Here is a 15,905-nt window from a genome sequence, read left to right as displayed (position 1 = left end):
TTCAAGGTGAGTGTGGAACCCGTATAAAGAACGATGCGTTTTGATCCCGCACTGCCGGTTCCCCATGTCGAGGCATTGCCCACGCTGACCTTGTCCCAATCAAATGCTTGGACGGTATTGATACCGCGAAGCATCGTATTTCCTGCTGCAACGGTAGTATCAAGGACGAACTTCATCTTTTCAAAGTTTCCGACATTATAGACCTCGTTCCCCTTGCCCTTCACCTGCAGGAGGTTTCCCGTCACATGATCCTTGCCGCTGCCAGTTCCGCCGCCTCCGTAAACGCTCAGATAATAGTTCGTATTTCCACCAGCCGCTCCGGTCAACGTGACCGTATTGCCTGTCGCATTGTTCTTTTCCGACCATCCGCCGTAAATAGTCGCATGAGACCCGCTCGCCATCGTGTCCTTCAGGATGACTTCGTTGCCTGTAACTAATCCAAGTCCTGATGTATAACCACCGTATAGGCGACGTCCATTGATATTAAGTCCAGTAATCGTCAGTTTATTACTATATACATTTCCAGGATCCGTGGAAGAAGGAGTGATGGCTCCGCCCGCAATCGGATCAACAGGTAGCGTGTCCCCCGTGTTATACGTCACATCCCCGCCCGTCACATCCGCAGCATCAACATGTTCAAAAGACAGTTGTCCCCCCCCCACATACAAAGCAACCGCCAGCGAAAGCGCTTTCCAGCGTTTTGAATTCCCTTTCTTGAACATGACTTTCTCTCCCTTTCCCATGAAGCTCAGGCGTTCGGTACTCATAGATTTATAGTCCCATTATATCCCATTAAAATTTAACAGTCAATTGTTTTCCATGAAGATATGTGGATCTATACAAAAAAAGAAGCGCTGTATCGACAGCACCCCTTAAAACTATTCTCCCAATTTTACCACGAAGCCCCAAGAGGTCAAGCCGCAGGCGTAGACCGATTGGCTAAGCTTCTGTAAGGGCAGCGCATAATGTCCACAAAGTGGACGTTTGTGCGTGTAGTTTACTCACATTAAGAAAATTTGTGTAATCTTTGACTGCATCATCTGCGTGCCCCATGTCTTTTTCAAAGCAGGCTGTGCAGTCTGCCGATCTCCCGAATCTTGTCCAGGGAGATGTCCGACACACGCGCGATCATTTCCAGCGGCAGCTTCTCTTTCAGCATCCCGAGGACGACTGCAATGTTTCGCTCTTCTCGACCACGCTCCATGCCGCGCTCCATGCCGCGCTCCATGCCGCGTGCCTCGGCTTCTTTCGCAAGTTCTCCTGCGAAATCCCTTGCGAGTTTTTCCATCGCTTCACACATAGCGCTCGCTCCTTCCTCCGTCTCTTTGAAGTACCTCATTCGTTCCGCCAACACGTCATAATACATGTCTTCCGGCCGCGTACAGTGAAAGTCGTGCATCAGCCTGCCCAGCGGAGTATCTTCATCTGCCATCGCGCTATTGACGTAGATAATATGCGATCCATCATCGAAAACTTTGCCGCTTCCTTCAATCGTGCGCCGAACTATATAAATCGGCAACCCTTCGCCGAGCACATCCGTCTCCGTAATGAAGATCACATACGACTCGGGCAATTCATTGTAATCCTCGCCCACATGCAGGGCATTGGCGTCTATCAGGCTCGCGTTGTATCTGGCTCGTCGCTTTGCCGCTCCTCTGCCGCCTCGCTGAATCTCAATGTCGAATTCCTGCCCGTCCGCCCATGCATGGATGTCCAATCGCACGCTGCGACCCTGTAGATTCTTCAGCGTATCCTGCACGATTGCTTTCGTCGCCCTGATCTGCGGCTTATCCAAGATGATCTGCAGGAGCAGGTCGACGCATGCCAAACTGCGGAAGACTGCCGTCATGAAGTCGTCATCGAGCAGGCGGAATCCTGCCAGAACCTTTAGGAACCTCTGCCGCCATTCTTCGTTCTCGCTCCAAGTCATAGCTTCTCTCCCATCTTGTTTCTTTTATTATACTATGAAGTCTCCTGCACGACAAGGAAATGAGCCGCCTCTCTCCCCCTACGTCGCTCACCGCACCTTTTTCGCATAGATGCCGAAGAGCGGCACATCGTCATAGCGAAGGCTCTCGTCACCATGCACAAGGGGCGCGATGTCGGCGTCGTATTGCACGGAAAAACCGAGTTTTTCAAGAAGATCTGCATCCCAAAGGGGACGGCGGTGCGTGCTGACGCGAAGCTCGTCTTTGATCTTGTTGCATTCAATGAGAAGCGCCTCTCCGATGCCCGTGTGTACAGAATCCCGAGCATCCGCCGCCGAAAATGTCGTCTTTCCGTAATCCGAATCGAAATTCAAGAGCATGCCGCCCGCCCTGAGCACGCGATGCCACTCGCGGTACGCCTCCATCGCATCGGGCAGCGTCCATGTGAGGTTGCGGCTGATGACGACATCGAAGAATTCGTCCGAAAAGTCAAGCTGCTGCGCGTTCATTTTCCGAAGATCGGCCCGGCAGCCGAACGCCGCGAGGTTCTTCTGCGCTTCATCGATCATGCCCGCCGACATGTCGATGCCCGTGACCTCATGTCCCATGCGCGTAAGCAGCACAACAAAGAAACCTGCACCCGTGCCGACGTCGAGGATGCGCAGCGGCTTTTTCTCGGGCAAATGAGACGCTATGAACTTTTGCCAACGTGCAGCGTCGGAGCCTTCGAGTTCCCTTCGCCGCACGGCAGAGAACTTCGGACTCCTCGCGTCCCAGTAGCTTTCAATCCGCTTTCCCAGCGCTTCTTCTCTCGCTATCATTTCCTTCGTTTTCATCCTATGTTGTCTCCCCTCCATCTTCCTCTCGCGGCAAACGGAAAAAATCTGCCGCCAAAAGCTCCTGCGTATGAGGCGACTTCGCCTGATGCACGATCTCCTGCACCGTTCCTTCCTCCACAACCTTGCCGCCGTGCATGACGATGACGCGGTCAGCGATTGCAGGCAGGAGAGCGAGGTCGTGCGTGACGAAGAGGCACGCCGCCCCCTGCTCCTGCAAGATGCGGCGCAGGAGGCGCACGACCTGCGCCTGCACCGTAACGTCGAGCGCACTCGTCACCTCATCGCAGATCAGAAGTTTCGGCGAGAGCGTCAAGGCGCGCGCGATAGTGGCGCGTTGACATTCGCCGCCGCTTGCCTCGTGCGGATAGCGCACGGCAAAATGCGTTCCGAGCCCCACCTCTTGCAAGAGCTCCGCCACGCGCTCCTTGCGACGCTCCTTTTTCCAACCGTGCCGCAGAAGCGGCTCGGCGATGCTCCAACCGAGCGTCTTTCTGGGGTCGAAAGAATCCTCAGGCATTTGGAAAATCATCTGCATCGCGCCGTACACTTCACGAAGCTCGCGCCCGCGCGTATGTGTGATGTCCTTGCCGCAAAAGGAGATGCGCCCTTCGTCCGCATCCAAAAGGCGTGCGGTGATGCGCATGGCGGTACTCTTGCCGCAGCCGCTCTGCCCGACGATACCCAGACACTCGCCCGCCGCAACAGAGAAGTCCACGCTCTCCAGCACGCGCCGCTGCGCTGCCCCCTTTCCAAAGGATTTTACCAGCCCTTCGGCTTTCAAAATCATTTCCACGGTACCATTCCACCTACAATCTCGGCACGGCGGCGATCAGTTCCTTCGTATAGGCTTCCTTCGGATGGCGGAAGATTTCCTCCCGCGCACCTTGCTCCACCGTCTCCCCGCGCCGCAAGACGAGAATGCGATCCGCCATGTGATACGCCAGCCCCATGTGATGCGTGACTAGAAGCATCGCGACGCCCATGCGTCGGCGAAGCGCCATGAGTTCCTTCGCCACGCGCACCTGCGTCAGCGCGTCGAGCGCCGAAGTCGGCTCGTCCGCCAAGATGAGCTTCGGCTGCAGGAGCATCGCAGCGGCGATGCCTGCGCGCTGCGCCATGCCGCCCGACAGGCGGAACGGGTACTCGTCGAGCACTGCACGCGGAAGCTGCATCTGCGCCATCAGCGCCTCGGCTCGTTCGCGAAACTCGGCATAGCTCCACGCCCTATGCGCGCATACGCTCTCATAGAGCTGACTGCCGATCGTGCGTACGGGGCAAAAGGACGCGCCTGCATTTTGAAAAACCATCGCGATCTCTTCGCCTGCAAGTTTTCGCCGTGCATCCTTGGCAAGCTGCAGAACATCCGTCCCTTCCCAAAGGATTTCTCCCGTACAGACGCTCGTGTCCAAGATGCCCATGACCGCCCGCAGAATTGTGCTCTTGCCGCTGCCCGACTCCCCCGCAAGGACGAGGATCTCCCCGCGATGCAGGCAAAAATTCACGCCGCGCACCGCCTGCTTTTCGCCGTACGAAACCGTGAGATCCCGCACGGCGAGGAGCGGTGCATCGCTCACGATTTCTTCTCCAAATCCGCGCTGACCTCATAGTAATCGGATGGATGCGCCTTGAGGCCTTCGATGCCCGGTTTCATCACGAGACTCATGCGCAGGTGCGATGCGTAGAGAACGGCGCAGTCATCCAAGACCTGCTGCTCCATCGCGACGGCAAGCGCAGCGCGTGCTTCGGCGCCGTAGGTGTTGTGCAGCTTGGCGGCGAGCTCTTCCACCTGCGGACTGTAGTAAAAGCCGTTGTTATCGACAGCATCCTTGAGGAGATTGCCCAGGAAATAATACTCGGGATCGCCCGTCGGCGCCGCTACGAGCGCTTTGGCGAATATATCGTAGTCGCCGCTCTTCAAGAATGACTTGTAGCTATCCGTCGAATTGACATTCAGCTTGACGCCGATCTTCTTGAGATTCGCCTGCAGCGATTCGGCGAGGATCGGCAGCTCTTGACGCGACGGATACGTCAGATAGCGAAGCTCCAAATTCTTGCCGCCCTGATCCACATAGCCGTCTCCGTCCGTATCCTCGTAGCCAGCCTCCTTCAAGAGCGCCTTCGCCCCCTCCAAGTCGTAGGCGGCCGCCCGCACGGCATCACCGCCGAAAGGCATGCTCTTGGGGAATGGACCGACCGCAGGCGTACCGTTGCCCTTCAGCAGTACCTTGCAGAAGTTCTCCTTATCGAGCGCCATAGAAATCGCCCGACGCACGCGCACATCCTGCAGCTCGAGCGTCTTGTAGTTGAACGCCGCCTGATAGACGCGCGACGTATCGGCTTGGCTGATCTTGTACTTTGCGCTGTCCTTTTGGAAAAGCTCCAAACTCGCATAGGGCAGACCTTGCGCGGCGTCAAGCTCACCGCTCTGCATTGCCATCGTCAGCGTATCGCCGTCGGCAATGCTCTTGACGATGATCTTGTCGAGCTTCGGCTTGACAGCGCCCCAATACTTCTCGTTTTTCGAAAGTTCCATCTCGGTATCGGTGACCTTCTGCGCCACATACGGGCCGGTGCCGACGACGATGCGATCCTTTTCTCCCGCTTCCATGTCGATGATGCAGGCATAGGGATCTGCCAATGCGTTGATGAGCGTCGGCATCTTCTCGCTCGATACGAGGGTGACGGTCTGTCCGTCCGCCGTGATGGACTTGAGCTTCAGATTCTTCGGTGCGCGGTCATGCTTTGCCACGAGATCTTCCAAGCACGCTTTGACCGCTTCGCCCGTCATCTTCTTGCCGTTGGAAAACACGACATCGTCGCGCAGCTTGATCTTCATCGTATATTCATCGACCTGCTCAAAGCTCTCGGCAAGCCAAGGCACAGGCTCCATCTTCTCATTGAAGCGGAACAAGGTCTCGCCGATGCCGTAGCGCAGGGTGCTCCAACCGTTATAGGAAACATGCGGGTTCGTGCCCGCATTCTCCATCGCCGCGCCATACGACATCGTGCCGTAGGTAAAGACTTTCTCCCCTGCCGCCTCGTTCTTATCCGCACCGCAGCCCGCGAAAATCGCCGCCGCGAAAAGCCCTGCCAAAGCTGCCACCAATTTCTTCTTATTCAGCTTCATTTTCCTGTAGCCTCCTCTTTTTCCTACTCGCTTACTTACTTAATTCCTTCGGTGCCAACACGTCGCGCAGCTTGTCGCCGAACAGGTTGAACGCCGCCACCGTGAGAGTGAGCGCCGCCCCCGGCGCTAAGATGACCCACGGCGTCGTCTGCAGCATGCTGCGCCCGCTGCTCATCATCGAACCCCACTCCGCCGTCGGCGGCATCGCGCCGAGCCCGAGAAACGAAAGTCCCGCCAGCTCCATCGTGAGCGTGCCGAGGTCGAGCGACGCCGTGACGAGAATCGGTCCCGCGATATTCGGCAGGACGTGATGGCGAAGCACGAAGAGAGAACTGCCGCCCGCCATGCGCGCTGCTTCCATGTACGGCAGTGCACACAAAGAGAGCGTCAAGCCGCGCGCGATGCGTGCATACTTCGCCCAGCCAAGAAACGCGAGAGCCGCCGCCGCATAAAAAAGCCCGCCGCCGAAAGCACCCGCGATTGCAAGTGCAAAGACAAGCTGCGGAAACGCGAGCAGCAGATCGGCGAGCCGCATGAAAAAGGCGTCGAGCCGCCCGCCGCGATAGCCCGAGACCGCGCCGATCAAACTGCCCGCGCAGCTCACGAAGAGCAGCAGCGCCAGCGCCGAACCGAGCGTCGTCTGTGCGCCCACGAGGACGCGCGACAAAAGATCGCGCCCGTAGCGGTCCGTCCCCAGAAGATGCTCGGCGCTCGGCGCGAGAAGCGCCTGCTCCAAATCCTGTGCATACGGATCATGCGGCGTCAAGAGCGGTGCACAGGCGGCGACGATGAGCACGACGCTCACAGCTGCCGCGTATGGCAGCAGCGGGCGATACCTGTGCACCGTCATAATGCCCCTGCCTTTTCATAGCCGACGCGCGGATCGAGCAGACGGTAAAAAATATCCGCCGCAAGATTCAGCACGACATAGATCACCGCCATCCATGCCACATACGCCTGAACCAGCGGATAATCGCGCGCCAAGACCGCCTCGACCGCCATTTTTCCCACACCGTCCCAAAGGAAAATCGTCTCGACGATCGCCGTGCCGCCGAGAAGAGAGCCCATCGACAGTGCGAGCAGCGTGACGATGAGCACGAGAGAGCTGCGCAGCACGCTTTTCACAAGGATCGTGCGTTCCTTCACACCGCGTGCACGCGCCCCCACGACGTACGGCTTCGCCAGCTCCTCCAAGACCACGGTGCGAATCTGGCGCGTGTACTTCGCGCCCATGGCAATCGCCAAGGTCAGCGCAGGCAGAAGGACGGCGCGCCCATCGCCCGCCTTCGCCAAGATCGGCAGCCACTCAAGTCGTACGGCAAAGACATAGATGAGCAAAAGCCCCACGAAAAAATTCGGCAAAGAATTGCCGACAAAGGTGCCGATGCGAATGAGAACATCTACCCAGCGATTCTGCCGTGCCGCCGCCAAGATACCGAGAGGCACGGCGAAAGCGAGCGTCATGAGGACGGAAGCAAGCATCAAGTAGAGCGTCGCCGGCAGCTTTTCCATGAACGTCTCCCATACCGGTTTGCCCGAGATATACGATTTTCCCATATCCCCCGTGACAGCCCCTTTGAGCCATACTCCGTACTGCACGAGGAACGGCTGATCGAGGCCCAGCTCCGCACGCTTCGCCGCCTTGACCTCCTCCGTCACACCGCCCGACTTCTCATACATCAAGTCAACGGCATCGTCGCCTGCCAACCGCATCGCGGCGAACGCCAAAAATGTGATGCACAAAAGCATCGGCACCATCTGCAGGAATCGTCCGATTATATAATTCTTCATCATTTTCTACCATTCGCAAAGCCTCTCATCTTTCCTACACAAAACATTTCATAGAAAATTTCCCGAAAAGATTAAGCTGCCTCTTTCATGTCATAACAAAAAAGCAAGGATGCGGAGTCCCACCTTATAGGTGAGACTCCCGTTCCTTGCTTTCTTACTTTCAGCGGGTCTTCAGACAAGCTCCAAAAGCGCCATCGGCGCGGCATCGCCGCGGCGAGGGCCAAGCTTCAGGATGCGTGTGTAGCCGCCCTGACGCTCCGTGTACTTGCCTGCAATATCGCTAAAGAGCTTGCGGACTGCTTCTTCATCGCCAATATCGGCAATCGCCTGACGACGGGCGGCAAGATCGCCACGCTTTGCCAGCGTGATGAGCTTTTCCGCGAGGCTTCGGACTTCCTTCGCCTTCGCTTCCGTCGTCTCGATGCGTTCATGCTTGAAGAAGGAGGCCAGGATGCTGCGGAAGAGTGCCTTACGGGCACTCGAATTACGCCCTAATTTTCTATAGCTCATGGTTTATCCCTCTCTTATTCTTCTTCTTTCTTCAATGTCAAGTCGTATTCCTCGAGCTTCTTCTTGACTTCTTCCAAGGATTTCCTGCCGAGGTTCCTGACCTTCATCATGTCTTCTTCCGTCTTCGAGACAAGATCTGCGACCGTATTGATGTTCGCGCGCTTCAAGCAGTTGAAAGAGCGAACAGAGAGGTCAAGATCGTCAATCGTCGTCTCAAGAACCTTGGAAGCGTCCGGCTCCTCAGGCTCGGGAGGAACAATCTCCTCCTCTTCCTCAATCTCTGGAATGCCCGCCATATTTTGGAAGAGCTTAAAGTGCGAGATGAGGATAGTCGCCGCGCGGCTCACGCCCTCTTCGGGGCGGATGGAGCCATCCGTCCACACTTCGAGGATGAGCTTGTCATAGTCGGTGACGTTGCCCACGCGCGTGTCCTGCACGGTGTAGTTGACGCGCTGAATCGGGGAAAAGATGGAGTCGATCGGAATGACGCCGATGACATGATCGGGCTTCTTATTTTTCTCCGCTGCCACATAGCCTTTGCCGCGTTCAACGGTCATTTCCATGTGCAGCTCTCCGTCCTCGTTAAGCGTCGCGATGTGAAGATCGGGGTTCAAGATCTCAACGTCGGGATCGGTGATGATGTCCGCCGCCGTGACTTCCTTCTCACCCTTGACATCGAGGCGAAGAACGCGCGGCTCTTCGCTGTACATCTTGAAGCAGAGCGACTTGAGGTTCAGCACGATGTTCGTCACATCATCGCGGACGCCCGGAATGGTGGAAAACTCGTGCAGTACGCCGTCGATGCGGATCGAAGTGATCGCAGCGCCCGGCAGGGATGACAAGAGGATGCGCCGCAAGCTGTTGCCGAGGGTCGTGCCGTAGCCACGCTCCAAAGGCTCGCAGACGAACTTCCCATAACGATTATCTTCGCTGATTTCCACTATCTCGATCTTTGGCTTTTCGATCTCGATCATCTGGGATAACCCTCCTCCATTGTTCTCATGCAGTCAATCATATTGAAAATACCGGCAAGAGATTATCTGGAGTACAGCTCGACGATCGCCTGCTCGTTGACGGGGACGTCGATCTCATCGCGGCTCGGATAGCGCGTGACCGTACCGCTGAGCTTCGCACCGTCGGCAGTGAGCCATGCGGGAAGGTTCAGAGGCTTGTAGTTCTCGGCGAGCGCCTTGAAGAACGCATTCGAGCGGCTCTTCTCATCGATCGTGATCTCATCTTCGGCACGAACGAGCGCGGACGGAATATCGAGGCGCTTGCCGTTGACACGGATGTGACCGTGCGTCACGAGCTGGCGAGCCTGACGGCGCGTCTGCGCGAGACCGAGGCGGTATACGACGTTGTCGATGCGACGCTCCAAGAGACCGAGGAGGTTCTCACCCGTGACGCCCGGCATCGTCTTCGCCTTTTCATAGTACTTGCGGAACTGCTTTTCCAAAACGCCGTAGATGAACTTCGCTTTCTGCTTTTCCTTGAGCTGCATGCCATACTCGCTGACCTTGCGGGCCTGGCGGCGCGGCTGACGCTTGGACTGGCGGCTGATGCCGACCATGCCCGGCTCAATGCCGAGCGAACGGCACCGCTTGAGGGTTGCGGATCTATCAATAGCCATATTTCTTCTGCACCTCCATCAAACTCTTCTGCGCTTCGGCGGACGGCAGCCGTTGTGCGGAATCGGGGTGACGTCCTTGATCATGTTGACTTCAAGACCCGTCGCCTGCAGGGAGCGGATTGCGGCTTCACGGCCGGCGCCGGGACCCTTGACATAGACCTCGACCTGCTTCAAGCCGTGCTCCATCGCGGCCTTCGCCGCGACTTCTGCCGCCATCTGTGCAGCGAACGGCGTGCTCTTTCTGGAGCCGCGGAAGCCGAGGCCGCCCGCGCTCGCCCACGAGAGGGCATTGCCGCTCTTGTCCGTCAGCGTGACGATCGTGTTGTTGAAGGTGGAGCTGATATGCGCAACGCCATATTCAATGTTCTTGCGGTCTTTTTTCTTCGTCCGCGTCGTTTTCTTTACTGCCACTCAATGACCCTCCCTTTTATTTGTCCTTCTTCTTGCCTGCGATGGCCTTGCGGGGACCTTTCCTCGTGCGGGCGTTGTTCTTCGTGTTCTGTCCGCGCACGGGAAGTCCCAGGCGGTGACGACGACCGCGGTAGCAGCCGATATCGACGAGACGCTTGATCGCCATCTGACGCTCACGGCGAAGATCGCCCTCGACGATCGCCTCCTTGTCGATGACGTCGCGCAGTTTCACGACTTCGTCTTCCGTCAAGTCGCGCGTGCGCGTGTCGGGGTTGACGCCTGCCAGCTTCAGAAGCTTCTGGGAGGTCGTCAGGCCGATCCCATAGATATATGTCAAAGCAATCTCGATTCTCTTGTCACGCGGTAAATCCACACCGGCGATACGTGCCATAGAAAAGCACCTCCTTAACCTTGTCTCTGCTTATGCTTCGGGTTTTCGCAAATGACCATGACGCGTCCCTTGCGCTTGATGATCTTGCATTTTTCGCAAATCCGTTTGACGGACGGCTTGACTTTCATTGACTTTGCCTCCTTCTGCGCTGCCTGCCGAATAGCGGCCGCGTCTACTTAAAACGATAGGTGATGCGGCCGCGCGTCAGGTCGTAAGGCGTAAGCTCAATCGTGACCTTGTCACCGGGAAGGATGCGGATGAAATTCATACGGATCTTCCCCGAGACGTGCGCCAGGACGACGTGACCGTTTTCCAGCTCGACTTGAAACATCGCGTTGGGCAGCGCTTCCAGCACTTTGCCCTCAACTTCGATTACATCTTGTTTTGACATGAGCTTCTCCCTCTCTGAAATTGGGTTGGGCGAAAGCTGTCCATCTTCCGTGAAAGGAGCGTTCCGCATCGGGAATTGCCCATGCCCAACATCGTATTTTCTCGGACGCCAAACCCGCGCCCGCCGTGACGCTCTCGCGTCTTTATCGTTCGGTGGCTCTCGGACACGCAGCTCAGTCCTTCAAGGCGGCGAGCATGGCGGCCTTGACATCGTCAATGGCCTGTCTGCCGTCGATCTCCTTGTAGACGCCTGCCTTCTCGTAGTAGGCGATCAAGGGCTTCGTCTGCGCCTCGTAAACGGAGAGGCGATTCTTCATCGTCTCCTCGCTGTCATCTGCACGCTGGTAGAGGTCGCCCGCGCATGTGTCACAAACCCCCGCCTTCTGGGGCGGGTTGAACTTCACATGGTACGTCGCGCCGCAGGATTTGCAGATGCGGCGTCCGACAGCACGCTCGATGAGGTCCGCTGCCGGCACCGTGATGTTGAGGGCTGCGGTGAGGGATAGCCCCAGCTCTTTGAGGATGCCCGTAAGAGCATCCGCCTGCTCCACCGTGCGCGGAAAACCATCGAGGATGAAGCCCTTCTTGCAGTCGGGCTTCGCGAGCCGCTCCTTTACGATGCCGATCGTGACCTCGTCCGGCACGAGCTTGCCGGCGTCCATGCAGGCCTTCGCCTGTAGCCCAAGCTCCGTCCCCTCCTTCACGGCGGCGCGGAACATGTCGCCCGTCGAGATGTGCGGAATGCCAAATTCTTTCACGAGATTGGCCGCCTGCGTGCCTTTGCCGGCGCCCGGCGGACCCATTAACAGGATATGCATCAAAGGACTCCTCCTATTTCATGAAACCTTGGTAATGGCGCATGACCACCATGGATTCGATCTGCTTCATCGTGTTCAGCGCAACCCCGACGACGATGAGCAGTGCCGTGCCGCCGAAGTACACACCCTCGATGTGGGTCGCGCCCGCGACGAGGTTCGGCAGCACTGCGATGAATGCCAGGAAGAACGCGCCTGCCAGCGTGATGCGCGTCATGACAGTATCGAGATATTCTTCCGTCGGCTTGCCCGGACGTATGCCCGGGATGAAGCCACCGTATTTTTTCAGGTTCTCTGCCATATCCGATATCTTTACAGTAACCGCGGTATAAAAGTACGTGAAGAAGATGATGAGCAGCGCGTAGATGCTTGTCTGCAGCGGTGTGCCCCACGCAAAATAACCGGCGAGTGTGGTCACCCAGGGAACTTCAATAAACTGGGCGACGGTTACTGGAAACATCAGCACGGATGACGCAAAGATGATTGGGATGACTCCCGCATGATTGACCTTCAGCGGGATATGGCTGGAACTTCCGCCATACGTCTTTTTTCCGACGACCCGTTTCGCGTAGGAAATCGGGACTCTGCGGTTGCCCTCTTGGATGTAAATGACGAACACGATCATCAAGAGAGCGATGACGGCAAAGACGAATGCGTTGAAATAGCTGATCGTCCCCGCCTGCAAATAACTGTAGATCGTGCCGAGATTCTTCGGCAATGCTGCGACGATACCGGCAAAGATGATAAGCGATATGCCGTTTCCGACGCCGTTCGCCGTGATTTGCTCGCCGATCCACATGAGGAATATCGTGCCTCCCGTCAAGGTGATCGCGATGATCAGAATAGAGACGGGATTGGGATTCAAGATCGCCTGCTTCAGACCGATCGACATGCCGACAGCCTGGAAAAAGGCGAGCGCTACGGTCAAGTAGCGTGTGACCTTCGTCGTTTTCTTGTGCCCTTCCTGCCCTTCTTTGGACCATTGTTCCAAAGTCGGAATGACAACCGTGAGAAGCTGCATGATGATCGACGCGTTAATGTACGGCGTGATGCTCATCGCAAAGATGGAAAACTTGCTGAATGCACCGCCGGAAAAGAGATCCAACAGGCCGAACAGGTTGCCCGTGGCAAACAGCTGCTCAATGGCTGACGGATCAACGCCCGGCACAGGAATGTGCGTACCGAGCCGGAACACGGCGAACATGATGAGCGTGAAGATGACCTTCTGTCTTAGCTCCGGAATCTTGTAGATGTTCGCAAGGGCTGAAAACAATCAGATCACCTCGACTTGTCCGCCTGCCGCCTTGATCTTTTCTTCCGCCGACTTCGTGAAGCCGTTGGCGCGAACCGTGAGCTTCTTCGTGAGTTCGCCCTTGCCGAGAATGCGGATGCCGTCGCGGACGTTCTTCAGGATGCCCTCTTCGACGAGTGCGACGGGATCGACGACAGTGCCGTCCTCAAAGCGGTTCAAGGTTTCGATGTTGACCTCCGCATAAATCTTGCGGAACACATTGTTGAAGCCGCGCTTCGGAAGCCTGCGGTAGATCGGCATCTGGCCGCCTTCGAAGCCCGTGCGGACGCCGCCGCCGCTCCTCGAATTTTGACCCTTGTGCCCGCGGCCTGCGGTCTTGCCGTTGCCGCTGCCGATGCCGCGCCCCACGCGGTTGCGCGTCTTTTTGGAGCCGGGCGCCGGGGACAATTCATGTAACTTCATACTGCTTGCACCTCCTTGTTCTTTCTTATATGTTCTCGACCTTCACGAGATGTTCGACCTTGTGGATCTGCCCCTTCAATGCGTCGTTCATCTCACGCTCCACCGACGAGTTGAGCTTACGAAGTCCGAGCGAACGAACGGTGGCTCTCTGCGTCTCGGGACGACCGATGAGGCTCCTCGTAAGAGTGATTTTAACCTTTGCCATCGAACTTCCTCCTTAACCTAAGAGTTCCTGCACCGTCTTGCCGCGCAGTTCAGCGACCGCTTCAGCACGCTTGAGCTGTTCGAGACCCTTGACCGTGGCGCGAACCATGTTGTTCGGATTCGACGAGCCAAGAGACTTCGTAAGGATGTCGCGAATGCCCGCAAGCTCCAAGACGGCGCGCGCAGGGCCGCCCGCGATGACGCCGGTACCTTTGGCGGCGGGCTTCAAGAGCACGCGGCCTGCACCGAAGATGCCGATCATCTCGTGCGGAATCGTCGTATCCTTCAAGGAAACCTCGATGAGGTTCTTCTTCGCGTCCTCGATGCCCTTTCGTATTGCCTCGGGCACCTCGCTCGCCTTGCCGAGGCCTGCGCCAACCTTGCCCTTCTTGTTGCCCACGACTACGAGGGCACTGAAGGAGAAACGGCGGCCGCCCTTGACGACTTTGGCGACGCGGTTGATGTAAACGACCTTCTCCTCAAATTCAGGAGTCTCGTTGTTTCTGTCCCGGTCCCTGTCATGGTTCCTGTCCATTCTAGCCATTCATTTACCTCCTTGCAAGTCAGAATTTGAGGCCTGCCTCGCGCGCTGCTTCTGCGAGCGCCGCGACGCGACCGTGGTAGATGTAGCCCCCGCGGTCAAAGACAACCTCGGTGATGCCCTTTTCAAGCGCACGCTTCGCGACAGCAGCGCCGACAGCCTTCGCGGCCTCGATGTTGCCGCCGTAGTTCGAGAATCCCTTGTCCTTCGAACTTGCCGAGACGAGCGTCACGCCCTTCTCGTCGTCAATCACCTGCGCGTAGATGTTCGCGAGGCTTCTGTATACGTTGAGGCGCGGACGCTCTGCCGTGCCCGAAACGTGGTTACGGACGCGCAGGTGGCGCTTCTGCCTTGCCTTGTTCTTGTCTGCCTTGATCAGCACTATGGTCACTCCTTTCCTTTAAGCTGCCTTATTTCTTCGCCTTGGCGCCGGCCTTACCGACCTTGCGGCGGATGTGCTCGCCCTCGTACTTGATACCCTTGCCCTTGTACGGTTCAGGCAGACGATAGCTGCGGATCTTTGCAGCGATGGCGCCGACAGCTTCCTTGTCGATGCCCGAAACGACGATGCTCGTCGCGCTGGGTGCGTCAAGCGTGATGCCTGCGGGCGGCTCGACAATGACGGGATGGGAAAAACCCAAGGAAAGGTTCAGATTCTTGCCCTGCTTCGCGGCACGATAGCCGACGCCGTTGATTTCAAGCGTCTTCTTGAAGCCTTCCGTCACGCCGATGACCATGTTGTTGATGAGCGTGCGCGTGAGGCCGTGCAGGGAGCGGTGCTCCTTGTCGTCCGACGGACGCGTGACCGTGAGGACATTGCCCTCGACCGCGATCTTCATGTCCGGATGAAGCTCGCGGAAAAGCTCGCCCTTCGGACCCTTTACTGTCACCTTGTTGACTTCCTCGATCTTGACGGTTACGCCAGCGGGAATCTCAATCGGTGCTCTGCCAATTCTCGACATCTTTTCACCTCCAGACGTTTACCAGACATAGGCGACGACTTCGCCGCCAAGGCCGGCCTTGCGGGCTTCCTTGTCGCTCATGATCCCCTTCGACGTGGAGATGATGGCGATGCCGAGTCCGCCGAGGACGCGCGGCAGCTCATCGTGCTTCGCATAAGCGCGAAGACCGGGCTTCGAGATGCGCTTGATGCCCGTGATGACCTTCTCGCGTGCGGGGCCGTACTTGAGGAAAACCGTCAGCATGCCCTGCTTCGAGTCTGCCGTGAAGGTGTAATCCTTGATGAAGCCCTCTTCCTTCAAGACCTCGGCGATCGCCTTCTTGATCTTGGAGGCGGGAATCTCCACCTTGGAGTGGTAGACGGAGTTCGCGTTGCGAACGCGCGTCAGCATATCTGCAATAGGATCAGTCATTACCATGGAACCGATATCCTCCCTTTCATACGTTTCGTAGTTTACCAGCTGGCTTTCGTCACGCCGGGAATGGCGCCGTTGTAGCTCTGCTCGCGGAAGCAGATGCGGCACATGTCGAACTTCCTCATGTAGCCATGCGGACGACCGCAGATCTTGCAGCGGTTGTGCTGGCGCACCTTGAACTTCGGCTGCTGGCTCCACTTTTCGATCATCGATTTCTTAGCCACAGTTCATACCTCCT

Annotated in this window: 24 protein-coding genes; all 24 read right to left on the bottom strand. The window is 57.1% G+C overall.

What is annotated here, in order from left to right:
• Positions 1–722 (bottom strand): hypothetical protein (locus HMPREF1153_RS12195; protein ID WP_009645071.1); only part of this gene is annotated, 722 nt, incomplete at its 3' end.
• A gap of 338 nt (positions 723–1,060) precedes the next feature.
• Positions 1,061–1,930, bottom strand: a complete 870-nt coding sequence (locus HMPREF1153_RS01530) for an Rpn family recombination-promoting nuclease/putative transposase (RefSeq protein ID WP_009645080.1) — start codon at positions 1,928–1,930, stop codon at positions 1,061–1,063.
• 87 nt (positions 1,931–2,017) lie between these two features.
• Complete coding sequence (locus HMPREF1153_RS01525) at positions 2,018–2,764, bottom strand: class I SAM-dependent methyltransferase (protein ID WP_009645104.1); 747 nt, start codon at positions 2,762–2,764, stop codon at positions 2,018–2,020.
• A gap of 1 nt (position 2,765) precedes the next feature.
• Positions 2,766–3,554: an ABC transporter ATP-binding protein gene (locus tag HMPREF1153_RS01520; protein WP_232208157.1), complete on the bottom strand. Its 789-nt coding sequence runs from the start codon at positions 3,552–3,554 to the stop codon at positions 2,766–2,768.
• Positions 3,555–3,573: 19 nt separating this feature from the next.
• A complete protein-coding gene (locus tag HMPREF1153_RS01515; protein ID WP_009645124.1) occupies positions 3,574–4,341 on the bottom strand; it encodes an ABC transporter ATP-binding protein in 768 nt (255 codons plus the stop codon).
• Positions 4,338–5,894 (bottom strand): ABC transporter substrate-binding protein, encoded by a 1,557-nt coding sequence (locus tag HMPREF1153_RS01510; protein ID WP_009645119.1) that lies wholly within the window; start codon positions 5,892–5,894, stop codon positions 4,338–4,340. Before HMPREF1153_RS01510 ends, HMPREF1153_RS01515 begins: the two co-directional genes overlap by 4 nt.
• A gap of 31 nt (positions 5,895–5,925) precedes the next feature.
• Positions 5,926–6,744: an ABC transporter permease gene (locus HMPREF1153_RS01505; RefSeq protein WP_009645140.1), complete on the bottom strand. Its 819-nt coding sequence runs from the start codon at positions 6,742–6,744 to the stop codon at positions 5,926–5,928.
• Positions 6,741–7,685 carry a nickel ABC transporter permease gene (gene nikB / locus HMPREF1153_RS01500; RefSeq protein WP_037369440.1) on the bottom strand — a complete coding sequence of 315 codons (945 nt, stop codon included), beginning with the start codon at positions 7,683–7,685 and terminating at the stop codon, positions 6,741–6,743. The genes HMPREF1153_RS01505 and nikB overlap by 4 nt, the downstream gene beginning before the upstream one ends.
• Positions 7,686–7,856: 171 nt before the next feature.
• Positions 7,857–8,195 carry a 50S ribosomal protein L17 gene (rplQ, locus tag HMPREF1153_RS01495; protein WP_009645152.1) on the bottom strand — a complete coding sequence of 113 codons (339 nt, stop codon included), beginning with the start codon at positions 8,193–8,195 and terminating at the stop codon, positions 7,857–7,859.
• Positions 8,196–8,209: 14 nt separating this feature from the next.
• Positions 8,210–9,169, bottom strand: a complete 960-nt coding sequence (locus tag HMPREF1153_RS01490) for a DNA-directed RNA polymerase subunit alpha (protein WP_009645117.1) — start codon at positions 9,167–9,169, stop codon at positions 8,210–8,212.
• Positions 9,170–9,231: 62 nt separating this feature from the next.
• Complete coding sequence (rpsD, locus tag HMPREF1153_RS01485) at positions 9,232–9,825, bottom strand: 30S ribosomal protein S4 (RefSeq protein ID WP_009645113.1); 594 nt, start codon at positions 9,823–9,825, stop codon at positions 9,232–9,234.
• A gap of 18 nt (positions 9,826–9,843) precedes the next feature.
• Positions 9,844–10,236, bottom strand: a complete 393-nt coding sequence (gene rpsK, locus HMPREF1153_RS01480; RefSeq protein WP_006191770.1) for a 30S ribosomal protein S11 — start codon at positions 10,234–10,236, stop codon at positions 9,844–9,846.
• 16 nt (positions 10,237–10,252) lie between these two features.
• Entirely contained in the window at positions 10,253–10,627 is a 375-nt protein-coding gene (gene rpsM, locus HMPREF1153_RS01475) for a 30S ribosomal protein S13 (protein WP_006191768.1), read from the bottom strand.
• Between the two features lie 14 nt (positions 10,628–10,641).
• The gene (gene rpmJ / locus HMPREF1153_RS01470) at positions 10,642–10,755 is read right to left on the bottom strand and encodes a 50S ribosomal protein L36 (protein WP_005842139.1); all 114 of its coding nucleotides are present in this window, start codon (positions 10,753–10,755) and stop codon (positions 10,642–10,644) included.
• Between the two features lie 44 nt (positions 10,756–10,799).
• On the bottom strand, positions 10,800–11,018 hold the full coding sequence (infA, locus tag HMPREF1153_RS01465) for a translation initiation factor IF-1 (protein ID WP_009645081.1): 219 nt from the start codon (positions 11,016–11,018) through the stop codon (positions 10,800–10,802).
• A 172-nt stretch (positions 11,019–11,190) separates the two neighbouring features.
• Entirely contained in the window at positions 11,191–11,835 is a 645-nt protein-coding gene (locus HMPREF1153_RS01460; protein WP_009645085.1) for an adenylate kinase, read from the bottom strand.
• Between the two features lie 13 nt (positions 11,836–11,848).
• A complete protein-coding gene (secY, locus tag HMPREF1153_RS01455) occupies positions 11,849–13,105 on the bottom strand; it encodes a preprotein translocase subunit SecY (protein ID WP_009645098.1) in 1,257 nt (418 codons plus the stop codon).
• Positions 13,106–13,546: a 50S ribosomal protein L15 gene (gene rplO / locus HMPREF1153_RS01450; protein ID WP_009645157.1), complete on the bottom strand. Its 441-nt coding sequence runs from the start codon at positions 13,544–13,546 to the stop codon at positions 13,106–13,108.
• Between the two features lie 25 nt (positions 13,547–13,571).
• The gene (rpmD, locus tag HMPREF1153_RS01445) at positions 13,572–13,751 is read right to left on the bottom strand and encodes a 50S ribosomal protein L30 (protein ID WP_006191760.1); all 180 of its coding nucleotides are present in this window, start codon (positions 13,749–13,751) and stop codon (positions 13,572–13,574) included.
• A 12-nt stretch (positions 13,752–13,763) separates the two neighbouring features.
• Complete coding sequence (rpsE, locus tag HMPREF1153_RS01440) at positions 13,764–14,294, bottom strand: 30S ribosomal protein S5 (RefSeq protein WP_006191759.1); 531 nt, start codon at positions 14,292–14,294, stop codon at positions 13,764–13,766.
• Positions 14,295–14,313: 19 nt separating this feature from the next.
• Positions 14,314–14,673, bottom strand: a complete 360-nt coding sequence (gene rplR / locus HMPREF1153_RS01435) for a 50S ribosomal protein L18 (RefSeq protein WP_009645159.1) — start codon at positions 14,671–14,673, stop codon at positions 14,314–14,316.
• 28 nt (positions 14,674–14,701) lie between these two features.
• Complete coding sequence (gene rplF / locus HMPREF1153_RS01430) at positions 14,702–15,253, bottom strand: 50S ribosomal protein L6 (RefSeq protein ID WP_009645095.1); 552 nt, start codon at positions 15,251–15,253, stop codon at positions 14,702–14,704.
• 18 nt (positions 15,254–15,271) lie between these two features.
• Complete coding sequence (gene rpsH, locus HMPREF1153_RS01425) at positions 15,272–15,670, bottom strand: 30S ribosomal protein S8 (protein WP_009645148.1); 399 nt, start codon at positions 15,668–15,670, stop codon at positions 15,272–15,274.
• Positions 15,671–15,705: 35 nt separating this feature from the next.
• A complete protein-coding gene (locus tag HMPREF1153_RS01420; protein ID WP_009645105.1) occupies positions 15,706–15,891 on the bottom strand; it encodes a type Z 30S ribosomal protein S14 in 186 nt (61 codons plus the stop codon).
• Positions 15,892–15,905: the final 14 nt, after the last annotated feature.

This window comes from Selenomonas sp. CM52 (assembly GCF_000292955.1).
In the GTDB taxonomy this organism is placed as follows: Bacteria; Bacillota; Negativicutes; order Selenomonadales; family Selenomonadaceae; genus Selenomonas.
Note: the sequence above shows the minus strand (reverse complement) of the source record. Positions and strands in the feature narration are given on the sequence as shown.

Bases quoted from the DNA above. Each gene is read 5' to 3' on its own strand.
- rpmJ (WP_005842139.1), bottom strand. From the start codon at position 10,755: ATGAAAGTCAAGCCGTCCGTCAAACGGATTTGCGAAAAATGCAAGATC.
- rpsM (WP_006191768.1), bottom strand. From the start codon at position 10,627: ATGGCACGTATCGCCGGTGTGGATTTACCGCGTGACAAGAGAATCGAG.
- nikB (WP_037369440.1), bottom strand. From the start codon at position 7,685: ATGAAGAATTATATAATCGGACGATTCCTGCAGATGGTGCCGATGCTT.
- HMPREF1153_RS01490 (WP_009645117.1), bottom strand. From the start codon at position 9,169: ATGATCGAGATCGAAAAGCCAAAGATCGAGATAGTGGAAATCAGCGAA.
- rplQ (WP_009645152.1), bottom strand. From the start codon at position 8,195: ATGAGCTATAGAAAATTAGGGCGTAATTCGAGTGCCCGTAAGGCACTC.
- HMPREF1153_RS01460 (WP_009645085.1), bottom strand. From the start codon at position 11,835: ATGCATATCCTGTTAATGGGTCCGCCGGGCGCCGGCAAAGGCACGCAG.
- HMPREF1153_RS01510 (WP_009645119.1), bottom strand. From the start codon at position 5,894: ATGAAGCTGAATAAGAAGAAATTGGTGGCAGCTTTGGCAGGGCTTTTC.
- HMPREF1153_RS01520 (WP_232208157.1), bottom strand. From the start codon at position 3,554: ATGATTTTGAAAGCCGAAGGGCTGGTAAAATCCTTTGGAAAGGGGGCA.
- rpsE (WP_006191759.1), bottom strand. From the start codon at position 14,294: ATGGCTAGAATGGACAGGAACCATGACAGGGACCGGGACAGAAACAAC.
- HMPREF1153_RS01505 (WP_009645140.1), bottom strand. From the start codon at position 6,744: ATGACGGTGCACAGGTATCGCCCGCTGCTGCCATACGCGGCAGCTGTG.
- rplO (WP_009645157.1), bottom strand. From the start codon at position 13,546: ATGAAGTTACATGAATTGTCCCCGGCGCCCGGCTCCAAAAAGACGCGC.
- HMPREF1153_RS01525 (WP_009645104.1), bottom strand. From the start codon at position 2,764: ATGAAAACGAAGGAAATGATAGCGAGAGAAGAAGCGCTGGGAAAGCGG.
- rpsH (WP_009645148.1), bottom strand. From the start codon at position 15,670: ATGGTAATGACTGATCCTATTGCAGATATGCTGACGCGCGTTCGCAAC.
- rpmD (WP_006191760.1), bottom strand. From the start codon at position 13,751: ATGGCAAAGGTTAAAATCACTCTTACGAGGAGCCTCATCGGTCGTCCC.
- HMPREF1153_RS01530 (WP_009645080.1), bottom strand. From the start codon at position 1,930: ATGACTTGGAGCGAGAACGAAGAATGGCGGCAGAGGTTCCTAAAGGTT.
- infA (WP_009645081.1), bottom strand. From the start codon at position 11,018: ATGTCAAAACAAGATGTAATCGAAGTTGAGGGCAAAGTGCTGGAAGCG.
- rpsD (WP_009645113.1), bottom strand. From the start codon at position 9,825: ATGGCTATTGATAGATCCGCAACCCTCAAGCGGTGCCGTTCGCTCGGC.
- rplF (WP_009645095.1), bottom strand. From the start codon at position 15,253: ATGTCGAGAATTGGCAGAGCACCGATTGAGATTCCCGCTGGCGTAACC.